The 15,474-nt window shown below is 67.8% G+C and carries 14 protein-coding genes; 6 read left to right on the forward strand and 8 right to left on the reverse strand.

What is annotated here, in order from left to right:
* Positions 1-29: 29 nt before the first annotated feature.
* The 4 genes from DM194_RS03800 to DM194_RS03815 form a co-directional block, all read right to left on the reverse strand.
* Positions 30-1,910: a peptidylprolyl isomerase gene (locus tag DM194_RS03800; protein ID WP_111065993.1), complete on the reverse strand. Its 1,881-nt coding sequence runs from the start codon at positions 1,908-1,910 to the stop codon at positions 30-32.
* A 199-nt stretch (positions 1,911-2,109) separates the two neighbouring features.
* Positions 2,110-2,289, reverse strand: a complete 180-nt coding sequence (locus tag DM194_RS03805) for a CsbD family protein (RefSeq protein WP_111065994.1) — start codon at positions 2,287-2,289, stop codon at positions 2,110-2,112.
* 104 nt (positions 2,290-2,393) lie between these two features.
* Positions 2,394-2,750, reverse strand: a complete 357-nt coding sequence (locus DM194_RS03810; protein ID WP_162629957.1) for a hypothetical protein — start codon at positions 2,748-2,750, stop codon at positions 2,394-2,396.
* A 23-nt stretch (positions 2,751-2,773) separates the two neighbouring features.
* Positions 2,774-2,989, reverse strand: a complete 216-nt coding sequence (locus tag DM194_RS03815) for a hypothetical protein (RefSeq protein WP_111065996.1) — start codon at positions 2,987-2,989, stop codon at positions 2,774-2,776.
* A gap of 205 nt (positions 2,990-3,194) precedes the next feature.
* On the opposite strand from DM194_RS03815, the gene DM194_RS03820 reads away from it, so the two are divergent.
* On the forward strand, positions 3,195-3,536 hold the full coding sequence (locus DM194_RS03820; RefSeq protein ID WP_111065997.1) for a YnfA family protein: 342 nt from the start codon (positions 3,195-3,197) through the stop codon (positions 3,534-3,536).
* Here the strand turns inward: DM194_RS03820 and DM194_RS03825 are convergent.
* Positions 3,508-3,753 carry a hypothetical protein gene (locus tag DM194_RS03825; protein WP_111065998.1) on the reverse strand — a complete coding sequence of 82 codons (246 nt, stop codon included), beginning with the start codon at positions 3,751-3,753 and terminating at the stop codon, positions 3,508-3,510. The genes DM194_RS03820 and DM194_RS03825 overlap by 29 nt on opposite strands.
* Before the next feature lie 583 nt (positions 3,754-4,336).
* Between DM194_RS03825 and DM194_RS03830 the strand changes: the two genes are divergently transcribed.
* The 3 genes from DM194_RS03830 to DM194_RS03840 all read left to right on the forward strand — a co-directional run bounded on the left by DM194_RS03830 (position 4,337) and on the right by DM194_RS03840 (position 8,709).
* Complete coding sequence (locus DM194_RS03830) at positions 4,337-6,517, forward strand: putative bifunctional diguanylate cyclase/phosphodiesterase (protein WP_111065999.1); 2,181 nt, start codon at positions 4,337-4,339, stop codon at positions 6,515-6,517.
* 79 nt (positions 6,518-6,596) lie between these two features.
* Entirely contained in the window at positions 6,597-7,619 is a 1,023-nt protein-coding gene (locus DM194_RS03835; protein ID WP_111066000.1) for a Fe(3+) ABC transporter substrate-binding protein, read from the forward strand.
* Between the two features lies 1 nt (position 7,620).
* Positions 7,621-8,709, forward strand: a complete 1,089-nt coding sequence (locus DM194_RS03840) for an ABC transporter ATP-binding protein (protein WP_111066001.1) — start codon at positions 7,621-7,623, stop codon at positions 8,707-8,709.
* A gap of 97 nt (positions 8,710-8,806) precedes the next feature.
* Here DM194_RS03840 and DM194_RS03845 read toward each other — a convergent pair whose 3' ends face one another.
* A complete protein-coding gene (locus DM194_RS03845) occupies positions 8,807-10,606 on the reverse strand; it encodes an ABC transporter ATP-binding protein (protein WP_111066002.1) in 1,800 nt (599 codons plus the stop codon).
* A 287-nt stretch (positions 10,607-10,893) separates the two neighbouring features.
* Positions 10,894-11,076, reverse strand: coding sequence for a hypothetical protein (locus tag DM194_RS03850; protein ID WP_111066003.1), 183 nt, complete (start codon positions 11,074-11,076; stop codon positions 10,894-10,896).
* Positions 11,077-11,236: 160 nt separating this feature from the next.
* On the opposite strand from DM194_RS03850, the gene DM194_RS03855 reads away from it, so the two are divergent.
* Positions 11,237-11,734 carry an RT0821/Lpp0805 family surface protein gene (locus DM194_RS03855; RefSeq protein WP_111066004.1) on the forward strand — a complete coding sequence of 166 codons (498 nt, stop codon included), beginning with the start codon at positions 11,237-11,239 and terminating at the stop codon, positions 11,732-11,734.
* Between the two features lie 119 nt (positions 11,735-11,853).
* Positions 11,854-13,767 carry a potassium/proton antiporter gene (locus DM194_RS03860; protein WP_111066005.1) on the forward strand — a complete coding sequence of 638 codons (1,914 nt, stop codon included), beginning with the start codon at positions 11,854-11,856 and terminating at the stop codon, positions 13,765-13,767.
* A gap of 24 nt (positions 13,768-13,791) precedes the next feature.
* Here the strand turns inward: DM194_RS03860 and DM194_RS03865 are convergent, their stop codons facing one another.
* A complete protein-coding gene (locus DM194_RS03865) occupies positions 13,792-15,465 on the reverse strand; it encodes an ABC transporter permease (protein ID WP_111066006.1) in 1,674 nt (557 codons plus the stop codon).
* Between the last annotated feature and the right edge of the window lie 9 nt (positions 15,466-15,474).

Below are 15,474 nucleotides of genomic sequence, written 5' to 3' on the forward strand. Positions count from 1 at the left end.
CTTGCTTGGCTGTCGGCTAAGCCGGAGCCTCAGTTGCTGGCGAAGAACTGCTCGATGCGCTGGGGATAAATCTCCACCGGGTACTTCCCGCGCAGCGCGTTGGTGAACTCGGTGACCAGATCATTTCCCAGCCCCTGCTCGACCGAGGCGCGGACCGGCGCCAGATCGGCGTCGGCGGCCTTCGGATCGGCCGGAATGATCTCCTTCAGGCGGGCGACGATCTGGGCGTCGGGGGTGTTGCCGCTGACCACCTCGTTCGGCTTGGCGGCGAACAGCTTGGCGATCATGTCGCCCGGCAGCCCCTGGACCGACTGGGCATCGCGGGTGAAGGGGGCGGTCATGGCGAAGCTGGCGCCGGCCTGGGTGGCGATGTCCTGGGCCGCCGCGTCGGCGCCCTGCTTCAGGCTGGCGGCGATTTCCTCGGCCTTCTTGGCGGCGCGTTCGGCGCGCTGTTCCTGCTGCCAGTCGGCGATGACCTGATCGCGCACGTCGGCCAGCGGACGAACGGCGGCGGGGATCACGCCGTCGACGCGGATGGCGGTAAAGACGCCGCCATCGCCCTCGGTCAGATTGGAGGTGGAGCCGTTCGTCAGCTGGAAGGCGGTGGGGAGCAGGGCCTTGAGGCCGGGCAGGTTGGGGGCGGCATCCCTGCCGTCGGGCGCCTTGCCGGTGCTGTCGACGGCGGCGATCTTGGTGAGCGCCAGCCCCTGGGTCTGCGCCACCTCGTCCAGCGACGCGCCGCTGGCGAGCTGGTCCTCGGCCCGGTTGGCGATGGAGTAGATGGAATCGAGCGCCTGCTCCATCTTCAGCTCTTCGGCCAGCTGGTCGCGCACGTCCTCGAAGCTGCGGGTCGTCGCCGGGGTCACGCCGGTGACGGCCAGAACGTGCCAGCCGAGCGAACTCTTCACCGCATCGGAGGTCTTGCCCGGCTCCAGCGCGAAGGCGGCCTCGCCGATTTCCGGCAGGTCGTCGCTGGCAATGTTGTCGAGCGTCACCGGCTCCAGCCCGGCTTCCTTGGCGGCCTCGGCCAGACCCTTGGCCTTGGCGGCTTCGGCGATCTGCTTCGCCGTCGCCTCGTCATCGACGAGCACCATCTGGACGTTGCGCTTCTCCGGGGAGCCGTACTCGTTCGCCCGCTCCTCATACGCCTTGCGCAGTTGCGCGTCGTCGATCCTGATGTCCTTGACCAGCACGTCGGGCGACAGGCGGGCGACGGTCAGCGACCGGTATTCCGGCGCCGTGAAGCGGACCTGATGGTCTTCATAGGCCTGCTTGATCGTCGCGTCGTCCGGCACCCCGACATCGCCGATGGAGGCATTGGGCAGGGTCACGACCTCGGCCGCGCGCTTTTCGCCGCGGAAGCGGTAGAGATCCTGCACCAGCGGCTGCGGCGGCGGCAGGCCGGCGGAAATGGCGCCGGCGACAAGCTGCCGCGCCGTCTCGCGCTGGATCATCGCGACATAGGCGTCCTCGGTCAGCTGGCTGTTGCGCAGCACCGAGCGGAAGATGTCGGGATCGAACTGGCCCTGCTGGTTGCGGAAGGCCGGTTCATCGGCGATGCGCAGCCGGACCACCTCCGGGCCGACGGAGATGCCCATGTCGGCAGCGGCGAGGTCGAACAGGGTGCGCTGTATCAGCGACTGCAGCGACTGGTCCAGAAGACCGAAACGCTTGGCCTGCTCGGTGGTCAGGTTGCCGCCCAGTATCGGGCGCAGCCGTTCCATCTGCCGGCGGAATTCCTGGTCCAGCGCCTGCTGCCCGATCTCCACGTCGCCGACTTTGGCGACGGTGGTGGGGGTGGAGGCACGGAACATGTCGCCGATCCCCCAAACGCCGAAGCTGAGGATCAACAGCACGAACAGGATCTTGACGACCCAAGAGCCGGCGAAACTGCGGATGAACTGGAGCATGGGACCCGAATCTAAGCGCGTCGTTCGGCCATATGGCCGGGGCGGCGCATCATAGATAGGGGAGGGTGGGGCGGCAACAGCCCTTTTCCTCGCGGGTCAATTCGGGAAAGCCGATCTCCCGCACCTTTCCCGCGCACGGAAAGCCCCGGCGCCGTAAGCCATGCGGCGCCGGGGCTTTCTGCCGGTGTGGAGCGGCGGCTTACTTCAGCGCGTCGCGGGCGGCATCCTTGGCGCCGCCGACCGTGTTCTGAACCTTGCCCGCAGCCTTGTCGGCTTGGCCCTCGGCCTCGGTCTTCTTGTCGCCGGTCACCTTGCCGACGGCTTCCTTGATCGTGCCCTTGACGGAGCGGGCGGCGCCCTCGATGCGATCCTTGTCCATGGTGGCAACCTCTTGTGAGTTGGTTATGCCTGGACAACACGCCGGAAGAGGAAAAGCTCCATTAAAATTATTACACGAAAGGAAAGCGCGGCAGGGACCGCCGCTCAGGCCCGGCGCGGTCCGTCGATGCCGCGGCCGGACGACCGTTCCGATACGGGGGTTCCGGCAGGCATCCGGCCGCCGCTGCGGCGGCGCAGCGTGGCAAGCGTCAGCGCATGGTGGCTGATGCGGTTGCGGAACTCGGGGTCCACCCGGCTGAACGCGCTGTAGGCCAGCCTCACGGCGGCGGAAGACCGGGTCCGTCGCGCCTCCCGCAGCGCATCGCGCAGGGTGCGCAGTTCCAGGATGCCCGGCACGAAGGCCATCTCCACCGCTTCCGCCAGGATCTCGATGGAGCACAGGGCCGCTTCGTCCTCGAGCGGCAACTCGTCTTGGGCGCGTCTGGCGGATGGGAGAGTCATCGGCATGCCTCCGGTGGACTTGCTCAGGAGCCCAGCAGATCGAGGACCGCCGTCAGGCAAATGTGGCGCGACCGGCAGTCGCCGGTGCAACCGGTCGGTTCCAGATGTTCCGGGCAATGCTTGCGGCGCAGCGCCTCCAATCCCTGGCGCAGGGCATGCTTCTTCGCTTCCGAGATCACGTCGGTGATCCGGATGGTTTCCAAAGCGTCCTGCATGGGGTTGGCGGCGTCGATGAACATTGCGGTATGCTCCCTGTCCAAAATCTATGCCGGCCCCTCCTGCAAGTCCATGAACGGGCTGTAATATCGGTCGCGGAAATTGAAACGAGCTGTGGCGGCTTGCGCCTCAACGCAACGGCCGGTCCTGAAAATCCGGACATTGACGCGGGCCCGGACGTGCCGCAGCATCGCCGCCGTCGGCGACGTAAGCGTAACGGGAGGATGGATGGAGCGGGCGGTATGGCCGACGCTGGCCCTGTACGGGGCGGCGGCGCTGGCGGAGATCGCCGGCTGTTTCGCCTTCTGGGCCTGGGCGCGGCTGGGGCGCAGCCTGTGGTGGACGCTGCCGGGGGTGGCCAGCCTGTGCCTGTTCGCCTGGCTGCTGACGCGGGCCGACGCGGAGTTCGCCGGCCGGGCCTATGCCGCCTATGGCGGCGTCTACATCGCCGCCTCGCTGCTGTGGCTCTGGCTGGTCGAGGGGGCGCGGCCGGACCGCTGGGATACGGCCGGCGCGCTGGTCTGCCTTGCCGGTGCGGCGATTATCCTCGCTGGTCCCCGCGCGGGCTGAGGGCGGGCGGGATCGGCCGGTTGACCGACTGCCGCAGGGCGGGGCCGTTCACCAGGACCAGACGTTTGCCGTCCACCTGAAGATACGCCCCCACGCGCACATGGCCCCGGAGGATGTCGTCGTTGAGCATGATCTGCGCCTCCGCCAGGGACAGCGGGGTGCCCTGATAGTATGCACGGCCGTCGGCATGGCGAATCTGGCTGAATGCGTTGGTCATGTCCCGATTCTCCCTATTCAATTATCGAGCGGCGGACCGTCGGGCTTCCCGATGCGTAACGGCGGCAGCCATTGCCGATGCCGGTACCGGGCGAACGCCTGGAAGGTCCGGTTTATTCCTCCATTCAATGCACGCAGGTCGAAAACCACCGGGGGAGAGATGCCCGGCCGCCGTTCTGGCCGGCACTCTCCCTTCCGCGAATATCCTGGTGGGAACACTGCCGCAGGTCCAGACTCAAGTGGAAAATGCCACCGAATTGTCGCAGCAAACACGCGCAAAAGATGTGATCGAGGGTCCGGCGGCGACGGATTATTTCCGGGAACCGCAGCGCACATTGAACCATGTCAATCGTGCATCCGGTTTCAACCACTAGAGTGCAAATGCATCACGCTCCGGCGGCAATGCGAATCATTGGTCTGCCGGAGCTTGGCCGAACGTTGGAAAAGTCCCTGAACGGGGTCATAATACCTCGGTCGAGTGTTCGAAAGAGCATAGGGGTTGCCTCGTCCTGTTCAGGCAGGCCGGCAGCCAGAGACCTGCAGAGAAGACGGATCGCTTCGTGAACCTACAACCGGCGGATCAGATGAACGGCTCCGAAATCAGCGGTCCCGACGGCGATGTTTCCGTCCGGGAAGGCGGTGCCGTCGCCCTGCCGCGCGATCCGGCCTTCCTGGCTTCGCTGGGATCGAGCCTGCTGGCCTCCGATCCCCTCGACCGTTGTGGGGCGCTGCTGGTTTATGTCGACCGCGATCGCGTGATCCGCCATGCCGATCCGCGCTTCGCCGCCGTGCTGGACGCCGATCCGGCGGACCTCGTCGGCCAACCGCTCGCCGACTTCGATCATCCGGCGATCGCAGCGCTGACGATGGCCATCACGGCGGTCGGCCAATCACCGTCGCGGTCTTCGGCGCCGCTCGATTGCCTGACGGCCGGCGGCGACGGCCGCCGCTCGATTCTCTGCGGCGGCGTGCTCGCCCACCGCGACGCCATGGGCGAGACGGTGGGATATCTCGGCACCTTCCACCAGACCGGCGACCCCGACCGCATCGCGGAGTTCGTGACCTGCCGCGATAGCTTCATCGCGACCCTGCTGGACGCCGCGGTGGACGGCATCATCGTGTCCGACCGCAGCGGCATCATCCGCTCCATCAATCGTGCCTGCTGCCAGTTGTTCGGGTACGAGGAGAGCGAACTGCTCGGGCGGAACATGACCATCCTGATGCCGCCACCCTTCTCGCGCGACCACAACCGCTACATCGACACCTATATGAAGACGGACCGGGCCAAGATCATCGGCATCGGCCGTGAAACATTGGGCCAGCGCAAGGACGGCACCGTCTTCCCCATCCATCTCAGCGTCGGCCAGGCGCGACTGGGGGAGGAGGTGACATTCGTCGGCATCATCCGCGACATCTCCGAACGGCTGGCGGCCGAACAGCGTGCGACATATCTGGCGCGGCACGACCCGCTGACCGGCGTCCTCACCCGCACCGCCTTCCTGGAGGATTGCGAGGCGCTGTTCGCCGGCCACGGCACGGCGGACGGGGAAGCGGCGGGCGAGGGGTTGTTCGCGCTCTTCTCCTTCGACGTCGATCAGTTCAGCGACGTGAACGAGGCCTTCGGCTTCCATGTCGGCGACACGGCGCTGAAGGCCATGGTCAGCCGGGTGATCGAGGTCCTGCCGCCCAACACCATCGTCTGCCGCATCGCCGCCGATGAATTCGCAGCGCTGTCACGGGTGAGCGACGGCGAACATGCGCGGACGCTGGCCGGGGTTCTGCACGACCGGCTGACCGCCTCCATCTATGCCGACCGCCATTGGGTGCGGCTGCGCCTGTCGGTCGGGGCGGCGGTACAGGACGATTCGGTCAGCACGCTGGAGGATCTGAACGCCAAGGCGAAGCTGGCCCTGCAGGCGGTGCAGCACAATGGCGGCAACGCCGTCTGCTTCTACACGCCGGAAATGGCGGCGGCGGCGACGCGGCGGATGATGCTGACCATGCATCTGACCCACGCCATCGAACGCAACGAACTGCATCTGGTGTATCAGCCCATCGTCGACCGGTACGGCCAAATCCGCTCGGCGGAGGCTTTGCTGCGCTGGAACCACCATGCGCTGGGGCCGGTTTCTCCCGGCGAGTTCATCCCGGTGGCGGAGGAAAGCGGGCTGATCGTTCCCATCACCGATTGGGTGCTGTCCACCGCCGTCGCCCAGATGTCGCGGTGGGAGGATGAGGGCGTGCTGCCCGACCGCGTCTTCCTCAACATCTCCGGACAGCAGTTCCTGCGCGGCAACCTGACGCTGCGGCTGGAAGAGCTGTTGTCCCAGCATCCGTCACTGCGCAGGCATCTGGGGCTGGAGATCACCGAACAGGCTGCGGTGCGCGATCTGAAGGTGGCGGTGCGCACGCTGGGGGAACTCGCCGACCTCGGCATCCAGGCGGCCATCGACGATTTCGGCTCCGGCTATTCCTCGCTCAGCTATGTGCAGCAGCTGCCGGTGGCGAAGCTGAAGATCGACCGCGCCTTCGTCATCGACGTTCCCGAGAATCCCAAGAGCAACGCGCTGGTCCGCGCCGCCGTCGGCATGGCGCACGGCCTGGGCCTGACCACCGTCGCCGAAGGGGTGGAGACGGCGGAGCAGCGGGATTTCCTGGTGTCGGTCGGCTGCGACATGATGCAGGGCTATCTCTTCGGCCGGCCGATGGCGCCCGACGCGCTGGCCGACATGGTGCGGGCGCAGGCGGTGCTGCCCTGCGGATAAATCCCAACTCGACAGAATCGGCTGCAACTGATATCCATTCTCACGACCTTGAGAGTCATTCGCAGTTCGGGAGTGTAGAATGTTCATCAACAAGTTTGCCGGAATCGCGTTCGCCGTCGGTGCCTTGACCGCCTTCTCCGTCCAGGCCCAGGAAGTGAATATCTACAACTCGCGGCATTACAACACCGACCGGGCGATCTACGATAACTTCACGAAAGCGACCGGCATCAAGGTCAACATCATCGAAGGCAACCACGACGAACTGATCCAGCGCATCAAGTCGGAGGGCGCCAGCAGCCCGGCCGACCTGTTCATCACCGTGGACGCCGGCCGCCTGGCCGCCGCGGCGAAGGAGGGGCTGCTCGCCCCGGTCACCTCGCCCGCGCTCGACGCCATCAAGGTTCCGTCCAACCTGCGCGATCCGAACGGCGCCTGGTGGGGCCTGTCCAGCCGCGCCCGCATCGTCGTCTATGCCCGCGACCGGGTGAAGCCGGAGCAGATCAAGAATTACGAAGACCTCGCCAAGGAGGAATGGAAGGGCCGCGTCCTGACCCGCACCGGCACCCATCCCTACAGCCTGGCCCTGACCGCCTCGATGATCGAAGCCCAGGGCGAGGAGAAGACGGAGGAGTGGGTGAAGGGGCTGGTCGCCAACCTCGCCCGTAAGCCGCAGGGCGGCGACACCGACCAGATCCGGGCGGTCGCCGTGGGCGAGGGCGACGTCGCCATCGCCAACACCTATTACGTCGGCAAGCTGATCACCTCCGCCAAGCAGGAGGACCGCGAGGTCGCCTCGAAGATCGGCGTGATCTTCCCCAACCAGGACAACCGCGGCACCCATGTGAACCTCAGCGGCGCCGGCGTGGTGAAGACCTCCAAGAACCAGGAGAACGCCCGCAAGCTGCTGGAATACCTGCTGAGCCCCGAGGCGCAGCGGCTGTTCGCCGACGGCAACATGGAGTATCCGGTCAACCCGGCGGTCCAGCCCCATCCGGAGCTGGTGAAGCTCGGCAACTTCAAGGCCGCCGACGTCAACGCCGCCGCCTTCGCCGCCTACACCCCGCAGGCGCTGCGCATCATGGACCGTGCCGGCTGGAAGTAAGATGACCGAGGCCCCGTTCACCGTGAAATCGTCCGCCCCCTCTCCTTCGTCTGTCGTCCTGACGGGCATCACCCACCGCTACGGGCCGCTGACCGCCGTCGACGACGTGTCGCTGTCGGTCGCCCCGCGGGAGGTGGTCTGCATCGTCGGCCCGTCGGGCTGCGGCAAATCGACCCTGCTGCGGCTGATCAGCGGATTGGAGACGGTCCAGGCCGGGACGATCACGGTGGACGGGGTGCCGCTCGCCACCGCCGACCGTTCCCTGCCGCCGGAAAGGCGGCCGGTCGGCATGATGTTCCAGGATTTCGCGCTGTTCCCGCACCTGACCGTCGCGGGCAACATCGCCTTCGGCCAGACCGACCGCCCCCGCGCCGAGCGCAAGCGGCGGGTGGCCGAACTGCTCGAAACCATGGCGCTGACCCGCTACGCCGACGCCTATCCGCACACTTTGTCGGGCGGGCAGCAGCAGCGGGTGGCGCTGGCCCGCGCCATGGCGCGCGATCCCAAGGTTCTCCTGCTGGACGAACCCTTCTCCGCCCTCGACGAGCAGCTTCGCCGCTCGGTGCGCGAAGAGGTTGTGCGGATCATCCGCGCCAGCGGCATCGCCACCATCGTCGTCACCCACGACCCGGAAGAGGCGATGGAGATGGGCAACCGCGTGGTGGTGATGGAGGCCGGACGCATCGTCCAGGCCGACACGCCGGTCAACCTCTACCAGCGCCCGGCCAACAGCTTCGTCGCCCGCCTGTTCGGCGAGGTGAACCGTTTTGAATCGACGGTGCGCGACGGCCAGATCGTCACGCCGCTCGGCCGCATCCAGGCGCCGCACCTGCCCGGCGGGACCAGGGTGGAGGTCGCCTGCCGTGTCGAGGATCTGGAACTGGTGCCGCTCGGCGCCCGCCCCGACGCGGTGCCGGTGCGTGTCCGCCACTCCAGCTTTCTGGGTCCGGCGACGCGGGTCTGCCTGGATTTGCCGGACGGCACTTCCGAGGTCCATGCCCGCCTGCCGGGCCATGTGGACGTCCGCGCCGGCGAGGAACTCTCCGCCGCGATAGCGGCCGAACGGGTGATGGTGTTCCCGGCGGAGTGAATGGTTTGTCGGGGCGGATGCCCGCTCCCTGACCCTCTCCCGCCGGGCGGGGGAGGTTAGGTGGGGTTAACTCCGCCCCACCTGCAAACACCCAGCCTCAAGCCCCCGCCCGCACCTCGTCCTCGCCGAACTGCAGCCGGCACAGCCGCGCATAGGCGCCGTCGGCGGCGATCAGCGCGTCATGGGTGCCCTGTTCGATGATGCGGCCACCTTCCATGACCACGATGCGGTCGGCGTTGCGCACGGTCGCCAGCCGGTGGGCGATCACCAGAGTGGTGCGTCCCTCGGTCAGCCGCTCCAATGCCGCCTGGACCAGGCGTTCCGACTCGCTGTCGAGCGCGCTGGTCGCCTCGTCCAGCAGCAGGATCGGCGCGTCCTTCAGGAAGGCGCGGGCCAGCGCCAGCCTCTGGCGTTCACCGCCCGACAGCTTCACGCCGCGGTCGCCGATCACCGTGTCGTAGCCCTCGGGCAAGCGCGAGACGAAATCATGGGCGGCGGCGGCCTTGGCGGCGGCGACGATCTCCTCCATCCCGGCATCGAGCCGGCCGAAGCCGATGTTGGCGCGCACCGTGTCGTTGAACAGCACCGTGTCCTGGCTGACGATCGACACCGCGCCGCGCAGGCTGCGCAGGGTGGCGCCGCGCACGTCCTGGCCGTCGACCAGCACCTCGCCCCCCGTCACGTCGTAGAGGCGCGGGATCAGGTTGAAGACGGTCGACTTGCCGGCGCCGCTGCGCCCGACCAGCGCCACCGTGCTGCCGGCCGGCACGTCGAGGTCGATGCCCTTCAGCGTGTCGCCCGCGGCCTCGCCGCCGGCTTCATAGGAGAAGCGGACGCCGCGCAGGGCGACGGCGCCCTCGGTCACGGTCAGTGGCTTGGCGTCGGGCCGCTCCAGGATGGTCGGCTGCTGGTCCAGCAGTTCGAAGATGCGCTGGGCGGCGGCGAGCCCCTCCTGCAGGGCGGCGTTGAGCGTGCCGATGGCGCGCACCGGCTGGGCCGCCATCAGCAGCGCGCCGACGAAGCCTGAAAACGCGCCGACCGAACCCTCGCCCATCGTCATGCGGTAGCCGGCGAAGGCGATCACCCCCGCCACCGCGACGCCGCCAAGCACCTCCATCATCGGATCGATGCGCGAACGGGCGCGCACCGCCTTCATGGTCAGCTGGTAGTTCTCATGAAAGGCGCGGCCGGCGCGGGCGCGTTCGTAATCTTCCAGATTGTAGGTCTTGACCATGCGCGCGCCCGACAGGCTTTCGGTCAGCAGCGAGGTCATGTCGCCCATCTGCGCCTGGGTGTCGCGCGAGACGCGGCGCAGGCGCTTGCCGATGCGGACGATCGGCACCGCGGCGATGGGATAGATGATGAAGACGATCAGCGACAGCAGCCAGTCGAGATAGAACATCGACCCGACCAGCGCGATCACCGTCAGGATGTCGCGCACCAGACCGGTCAGCGTGCGGGTCAGCGCATTGCGGATCAGGTCGACGTCGTTGATGAAGCGCGAGGTCAGCGCCCCGGTCGGGGTGGCGTGCAGCTGCGCCATGTCGGCGGTCTGCAGATGGGTGAACATCGACAGGCGGACGTCGGCGATGACGCGCTGGACGATGTCGCTGGTCACCACGGTCTGGGCGTAGAGCGACGCCCCCTTGATCACCGTCACCGCGACGATCGCCAGGGGAATCGCCAGCAGCATGCCGCGGTCCTGGGCGGAGAACATGGCATAGGACCGGTCGATCAGCAGCGGATAGGCGCCGGTCGCCGCCGCCACCACCGCCATCAGCAGGAAGGACAGCATCAGCTTGCCGCGATAGGGCCGCACCCACTCGCGCCACATCCGCGCCACCAGCCGCTCGGTCGCCGCATCCAGGCGCAGGGGCTTGCCGCTCTTGTTCGTCACGGTCGCATCCGATCTCTAATCCGTTGCCGATGGCTTAGCCCATGGGCTTCGGCTTTGTCCACCGGTCGGCGCGGCGGTCCGCCTCCGGTTACAGGCTTCCTCTGCCGCTTTCGTGCCGGATGGCGGATGATCGGATTGGCGGATTTTCACGCCGCGGCAGGGCTCCGCCCCGGAGCGGCCGGCCGTCTTCGCGACCGGCCCGCAGGACAAGTCCCGCAGGCCGGTCCGCGGAAAGCGCCGGATCGCTCACCGGCGCATGGGCGGCTGTCCTGATTATCGTTTCCTGCTTAGTGATCGATGGCCGTGCCGAGCGCCGCACCACCAAGGCCGCCGATCACGGCGCCGCGGGTGCCGTCCACCGCATAGCCGCCGGCCGCGCCGGCCGCACCGCCGACCACGCCGCCAGTCGAGCAAGCGCCGAGCGAAAGAACCGCGAACACCGCACCGATCAGACGCAAACGGGACATCATGCAACCCTCCTCGTGTTGACTGTTCGATGTCTAAACACGCGGAACCGCGTTTTGCTTCCATCACCCCTGATCTTTTGGCTCTGATTCCTGGCGGGAACCTATCAACCCCACAGGCGTTGACCGGAATTTGACCATGCAACGTTAACCCGGGGGAAAGCCCATGCTGCGCATCACCAACCGCCTGCGCGCGACCGCATTCGCCGCCATCGCGGCCCTATCCCTGGCCGCCTGCCAAAACGCCCAGGGCGGCATCGCTGGGATGAGCGGCACGGAAACCCTCGGCACACTGGGCGGCGCCGTTGCCGGCGGTCTGCTCGGCTCGCGCTTCGGCGGCGGGGCCGGCAAGCTGGCGACCACGGCCATCGGCACGCTGCTCGGCGCCTATGCCGGCCAGCAGCTGGCCAGCCGGTTCTCGCCGTCCGACCAGAACCGGGCGTCGGATGCGGAGGAGCGTGCCGTCGCCAACAACCAGACCATCACCTGGAACAACCCGCAATCCGGCAACAGGGGCACCATCCAGCCGGTGCGGACATATCAGGGCAGCGGCGGCCAGACCTGCCGCGATTACAACCATACCGTGGTTATCGACGGCCAGACCCAGGTCGCGCGCGGATCCGCCTGCCGACAGGCTGACGGAAGCTGGAGGCTGATGTCGTAGGCGTACAGCCTTTACGAACGACCGCCTCCGGCTTCTACGCCTTGCGGATGTGCAGGGTTGCCGTCAAAATCAAGGAGTTCCGCCAAAGGGCGGCCTAATGCCAACGGCGTGTGAGGCTTATGGAGGCGGTCAGCTATATCATCCTCATCGGGTCCACGCTGCTGATCGTCAGCGTGCTGACCAGCTACCTCGCCTTGCGCATCGGCGCCCCCCTGCTTCTGATCTTCCTCGGCATCGGCCTGCTGGCGGGGGAAGACGGTATCGGCCACATCGCCTTCAACGATGCCGGGTCCGCTTTCCTGATCGGATCGATGGCGCTGGCGGTGATCCTGTTCGAAAGCGGGTTCGACACGAAGCTCGCCAGCTACAGGGCCGCCGCCTGGCCGGCGATGACGCTGGCGACGGTCGGCGTCGCGGTGACAACCGGCGTCGTCGGGGTGGCGGCCCATTACCTGATGAATCTGGGATGGGGGGAGGCGCTGCTGATCGGCGCCGCCTGCAGTTCCACCGACGCGGCGGCGGTCTTCTTCCTGCTGCGGGTGGGCGGCATCACTCTGCGCGACCGCGTGCGTTCGACGCTGGAGATCGAATCGGGCAGCAACGATCCGGTCGCCATCATGCTGACCATCCTGCTGGTGGAGGCGGCGACCCACGGTCTGGCGTCGCCCGTCTCCATTCTCGGCGAACTGGTGCTGGCCTTCGCGCTGGGCGGCGTGATGGGGCTGGCCGGCGGCTGGCTGCTGGTGGCCTTCATCAACAAGGCGGATTTCGAAACCGGGCTGAACCCGGTGGTGACGCTGACCTTCGCCCTGTTCATCTTCGCCGCCACCAATGTGATGGGCGGCAGCGGCTATCTGGCCGTCTATGCCGCCGGGCTTTATGCCGGAAACGTCAAGCTGCGCGGCGCGCTGGAACTGCGGCGCTTCCATTCCGGGCTGACCTGGCTCAGCCAGATCGTCATGTTCGTCATGCTGGGCCTGCTCGCCACCCCGCGGGAACTCGCGGACATGCTGCTGCCGGCGCTGGGGATCGCTCTGGTGCTGATCGTCGTCGCCCGGCCGCTGGCGGTCTGGATGTGCCTGCTGCCCTTCCGCTTCTCGGTGCGGGAAACCAGCTTCATCGCCTGGGTCGGCCTGCGCGGCGCCGTCTCGCTTCTGCTGGCGCTGGTGCCGGTGCTGGGCGGGCTGGAGAACGGGCAACTGATCTTCAACACGGCCTTCGTCGTCGTGGTCGTCTCGCTGCTGGTGCAGGGCTGGACCATCGGCAGCATGGCCCGCCTGCTGGAACTGATCGTCCCGCCCCGCCGCGGCCCGGTGGACCGCGTGGAACTGGAGCTTCCCGGCAATGCGGATCAGGAGCTCGTCGCCTACACCGTCCATGGCAAGAGCCCGGCGGCGCGCGGCCAGCGCATGCCGCGCTGGGCCAGGCCGTCGCTGGTCATCCGCGCCGGGGCGGTGGTGCCGCTGCACAAGGTCAAGCCGTTGCAGCCGGGCGACCTCGTCTACCTGTTCACGCCGCCGCACCGTCTTCCGCTGATCGACAGGCTCTATGGCGGCAGCCGGGCACTCGACCGCTCCGACCGTGAATTCTACGGTGATCTGGTGCTGAGTCCCGATGCCACGGTGGAGCAGATCGCCGAGATGTACGGCCTGCCGCTGTCGCTGCCCAACGCCAAGTTTACGCTGAGCGACCTGCTGCGCAACGAGTTCGGCGGCTCGTGCGAACTGGGCGACCGGGTGCGCATGGGTGGTGTCGAACTGATCGTGCGCGACATGGACGAGGACACCATCACCTCGGTCGGGCTGGCGCTGGAGCCCGTCCGCCTCACCACCCGGCGCCGGCCGCTCTATCGGCGAGTCGCCAACATCGGCGGACGGCTGCGCGGCTGGTGGAACGAGCATGCCTTCCGCCGTTGGAAGGAGCGCGAGAAACTGCGGGCCCGACGCTTGGCGGCCTCCCGGCCCGTGGCGGAGCCGCCGCGCGAGGAGAGGCGCGAGGAGAGGCGGGAGGAGAGGGTGGAAAGCCGCCGCTAGGCGCGGGCGGAGGAGCGAGCGGCGTTACCCGCGATGGCCTGGGCGCGACGAGGCGATGGTGCGGCTCAGGTAGATCACCGGGGCTAGGCCGACCAGCACGATCACCAGGGCGGGCAGGGCGGCGTCGTCCAGCCGCTCGGTCGAGGCCATGCGGAACGCTTCGATCGCAAGCGTGTCGAAGTTGAAGGGCCGCAGGATCATCGTCGCCGGCAGCTCCTTGGTGATGTCGACGAAGACCAGCATGGCGGCGCTCAGCAGGCTGGGGCGCAGCAGCGGCAGATGGACCCGGCGCAGCACCTGCAGCGGCGTGTGGCCGAGCGAGCGGGCCGCACCTTCCAGATTGGGGCCGATCTTGGCGAAGCCGGATTCGAGCGGCCCATAGGCCACCACGAAGAAGCGGATCAGATAGCCGTAGAGGATGCCGGCGATGGTGGCGCCGAGGATGGCGCCGACCGGCCAGCCGGTCCAGTCGCGGGTCAGACCGACGGTGATCAGGATGCCCACCGCGATCACCGTTCCCGGCGTGGCGTAGCCGAGCGAGGCGAGCCGCGCGGCGCCGGTGGCGAGCCCGCTGCGGTCGTGGCGCACGCCATGGATCACCATCAGCGCCACCACGACGACCAGGGCGGCGCCGCTGGCCCCCAGGATAAAGGTGTTGACCGTCAGGTCCATGAAGCGGGCCAGCGTCAACTCCGTGCCGCCGCGCAGGATCATGCGGATCAGCACCGCGCCCGGCAGCAGGAAGCCGAACAGCACCGGCGTCAGGCAGACGAACCAGGCCACCACCGTGCCGCGGGCAGACAGGCGCGGGGCGGGCAGGGCGCGGTAGCGGCCGGTGGTCTGGTGGAAGCGCATCTTTCCGCGCGACAGCCGCTCCAGACCCACCAGGGCCAGCACCACCAGCAGAAGCACGGCAGCAAGCTGAGCCGCCGCGGCCGAGTCGCCCAACGCGAACCAGGTGCGATAGATGCCGACGGTGAAGGTGTCGATGCCGAAGTAGCGGACGGCGCCGAAATCGGCCAGCGTCTCCATCAGCGCATAGCCGACACCGGCCACCAGCGCCGGGCGCGCCAGCGGCAGCGCCACGCGGCGGAAGGCGCCGAACTGGGTGCAGCCCAGCGTACGGCTGGCCTCCAGCACGCAGACCGATTGCTCAAGGAAAGCGGCGCGGGTCAGCACATAGACGTAAGGATAGAGCACCGACGACAGCACCAGCCCGGCGCCCCAGGCGGTGTGGATGTCCGGGAACCAGTAGTCGCCGCGGCGCCAGCCGAAGGCGGCGCGCAGGAAGGATTGCAGCGGCCCGGCGAATTGCAGGAAGTCGGTGTAGGTGTAGGCCAGCACATAGGCCGGCATGGCCAGCGGCAGCAGCAGCAGCCATTGCAGGACCCCACGCCCGCGAAAGTCGTGCATGGTGACGGTCCAGGCGCAGGCGACGCCGGTCACCATCGTGACCACCCCGACGATCCCCAGCAGGATCAGGGTGTTGAGGATGTAGTCGGGAAGCACCGTCCGCGCCATGTGTCCCCACAGGTCGGTGGAGACGCCGGCCGCCTGGACGAAGACGGCGAGGATCGGCAGCGCGATCAGCAATGCGAGGATCAGGGCGAACAGCCCGGTCGGGCCCACCCTCGACCACAATCGACGAGGAGAGAAGGACGGAGAGCCGGATGACTTCGCGTCGGTCGCCATCGCCATGCGGGGGGA

The organism is Azospirillum ramasamyi (assembly GCF_003233655.1).
Taxonomy (GTDB): domain Bacteria; phylum Pseudomonadota; class Alphaproteobacteria; order Azospirillales; family Azospirillaceae; genus Azospirillum; species Azospirillum ramasamyi.

What these genes read in the sequence shown, in the direction of transcription:
- DM194_RS03840 (WP_111066001.1), top strand. Translation starts at nt 7,621, where the DNA reads ATGACCGAGGCCCCGTTCACCGTGAAATCGTCCGCCCCCTCTCCTTCG.
- DM194_RS03800 (WP_111065993.1), bottom strand. Translation starts at nt 1,910, where the DNA reads ATGCTCCAGTTCATCCGCAGTTTCGCCGGCTCTTGGGTCGTCAAGATC.
- DM194_RS03820 (WP_111065997.1), top strand. Translation starts at nt 3,195, where the DNA reads ATGGAGCGGGCGGTATGGCCGACGCTGGCCCTGTACGGGGCGGCGGCG.
- DM194_RS03810 (WP_162629957.1), bottom strand. Translation starts at nt 2,750, where the DNA reads ATGACTCTCCCATCCGCCAGACGCGCCCAAGACGAGTTGCCGCTCGAG.
- DM194_RS03850 (WP_111066003.1), bottom strand. Translation starts at nt 11,076, where the DNA reads ATGATGTCCCGTTTGCGTCTGATCGGTGCGGTGTTCGCGGTTCTTTCG.
- DM194_RS03835 (WP_111066000.1), top strand. Translation starts at nt 6,597, where the DNA reads ATGTTCATCAACAAGTTTGCCGGAATCGCGTTCGCCGTCGGTGCCTTG.
- DM194_RS03825 (WP_111065998.1), bottom strand. Translation starts at nt 3,753, where the DNA reads ATGACCAACGCATTCAGCCAGATTCGCCATGCCGACGGCCGTGCATAC.
- DM194_RS03805 (WP_111065994.1), bottom strand. Translation starts at nt 2,289, where the DNA reads ATGGACAAGGATCGCATCGAGGGCGCCGCCCGCTCCGTCAAGGGCACG.
- DM194_RS03865 (WP_111066006.1), bottom strand. Translation starts at nt 15,465, where the DNA reads ATGGCGATGGCGACCGACGCGAAGTCATCCGGCTCTCCGTCCTTCTCT.
- DM194_RS03830 (WP_111065999.1), top strand. Translation starts at nt 4,337, where the DNA reads ATGAACGGCTCCGAAATCAGCGGTCCCGACGGCGATGTTTCCGTCCGG.
- DM194_RS03815 (WP_111065996.1), bottom strand. Translation starts at nt 2,989, where the DNA reads ATGTTCATCGACGCCGCCAACCCCATGCAGGACGCTTTGGAAACCATC.
- DM194_RS03860 (WP_111066005.1), top strand. Translation starts at nt 11,854, where the DNA reads ATGGAGGCGGTCAGCTATATCATCCTCATCGGGTCCACGCTGCTGATC.
- DM194_RS03855 (WP_111066004.1), top strand. Translation starts at nt 11,237, where the DNA reads ATGCTGCGCATCACCAACCGCCTGCGCGCGACCGCATTCGCCGCCATC.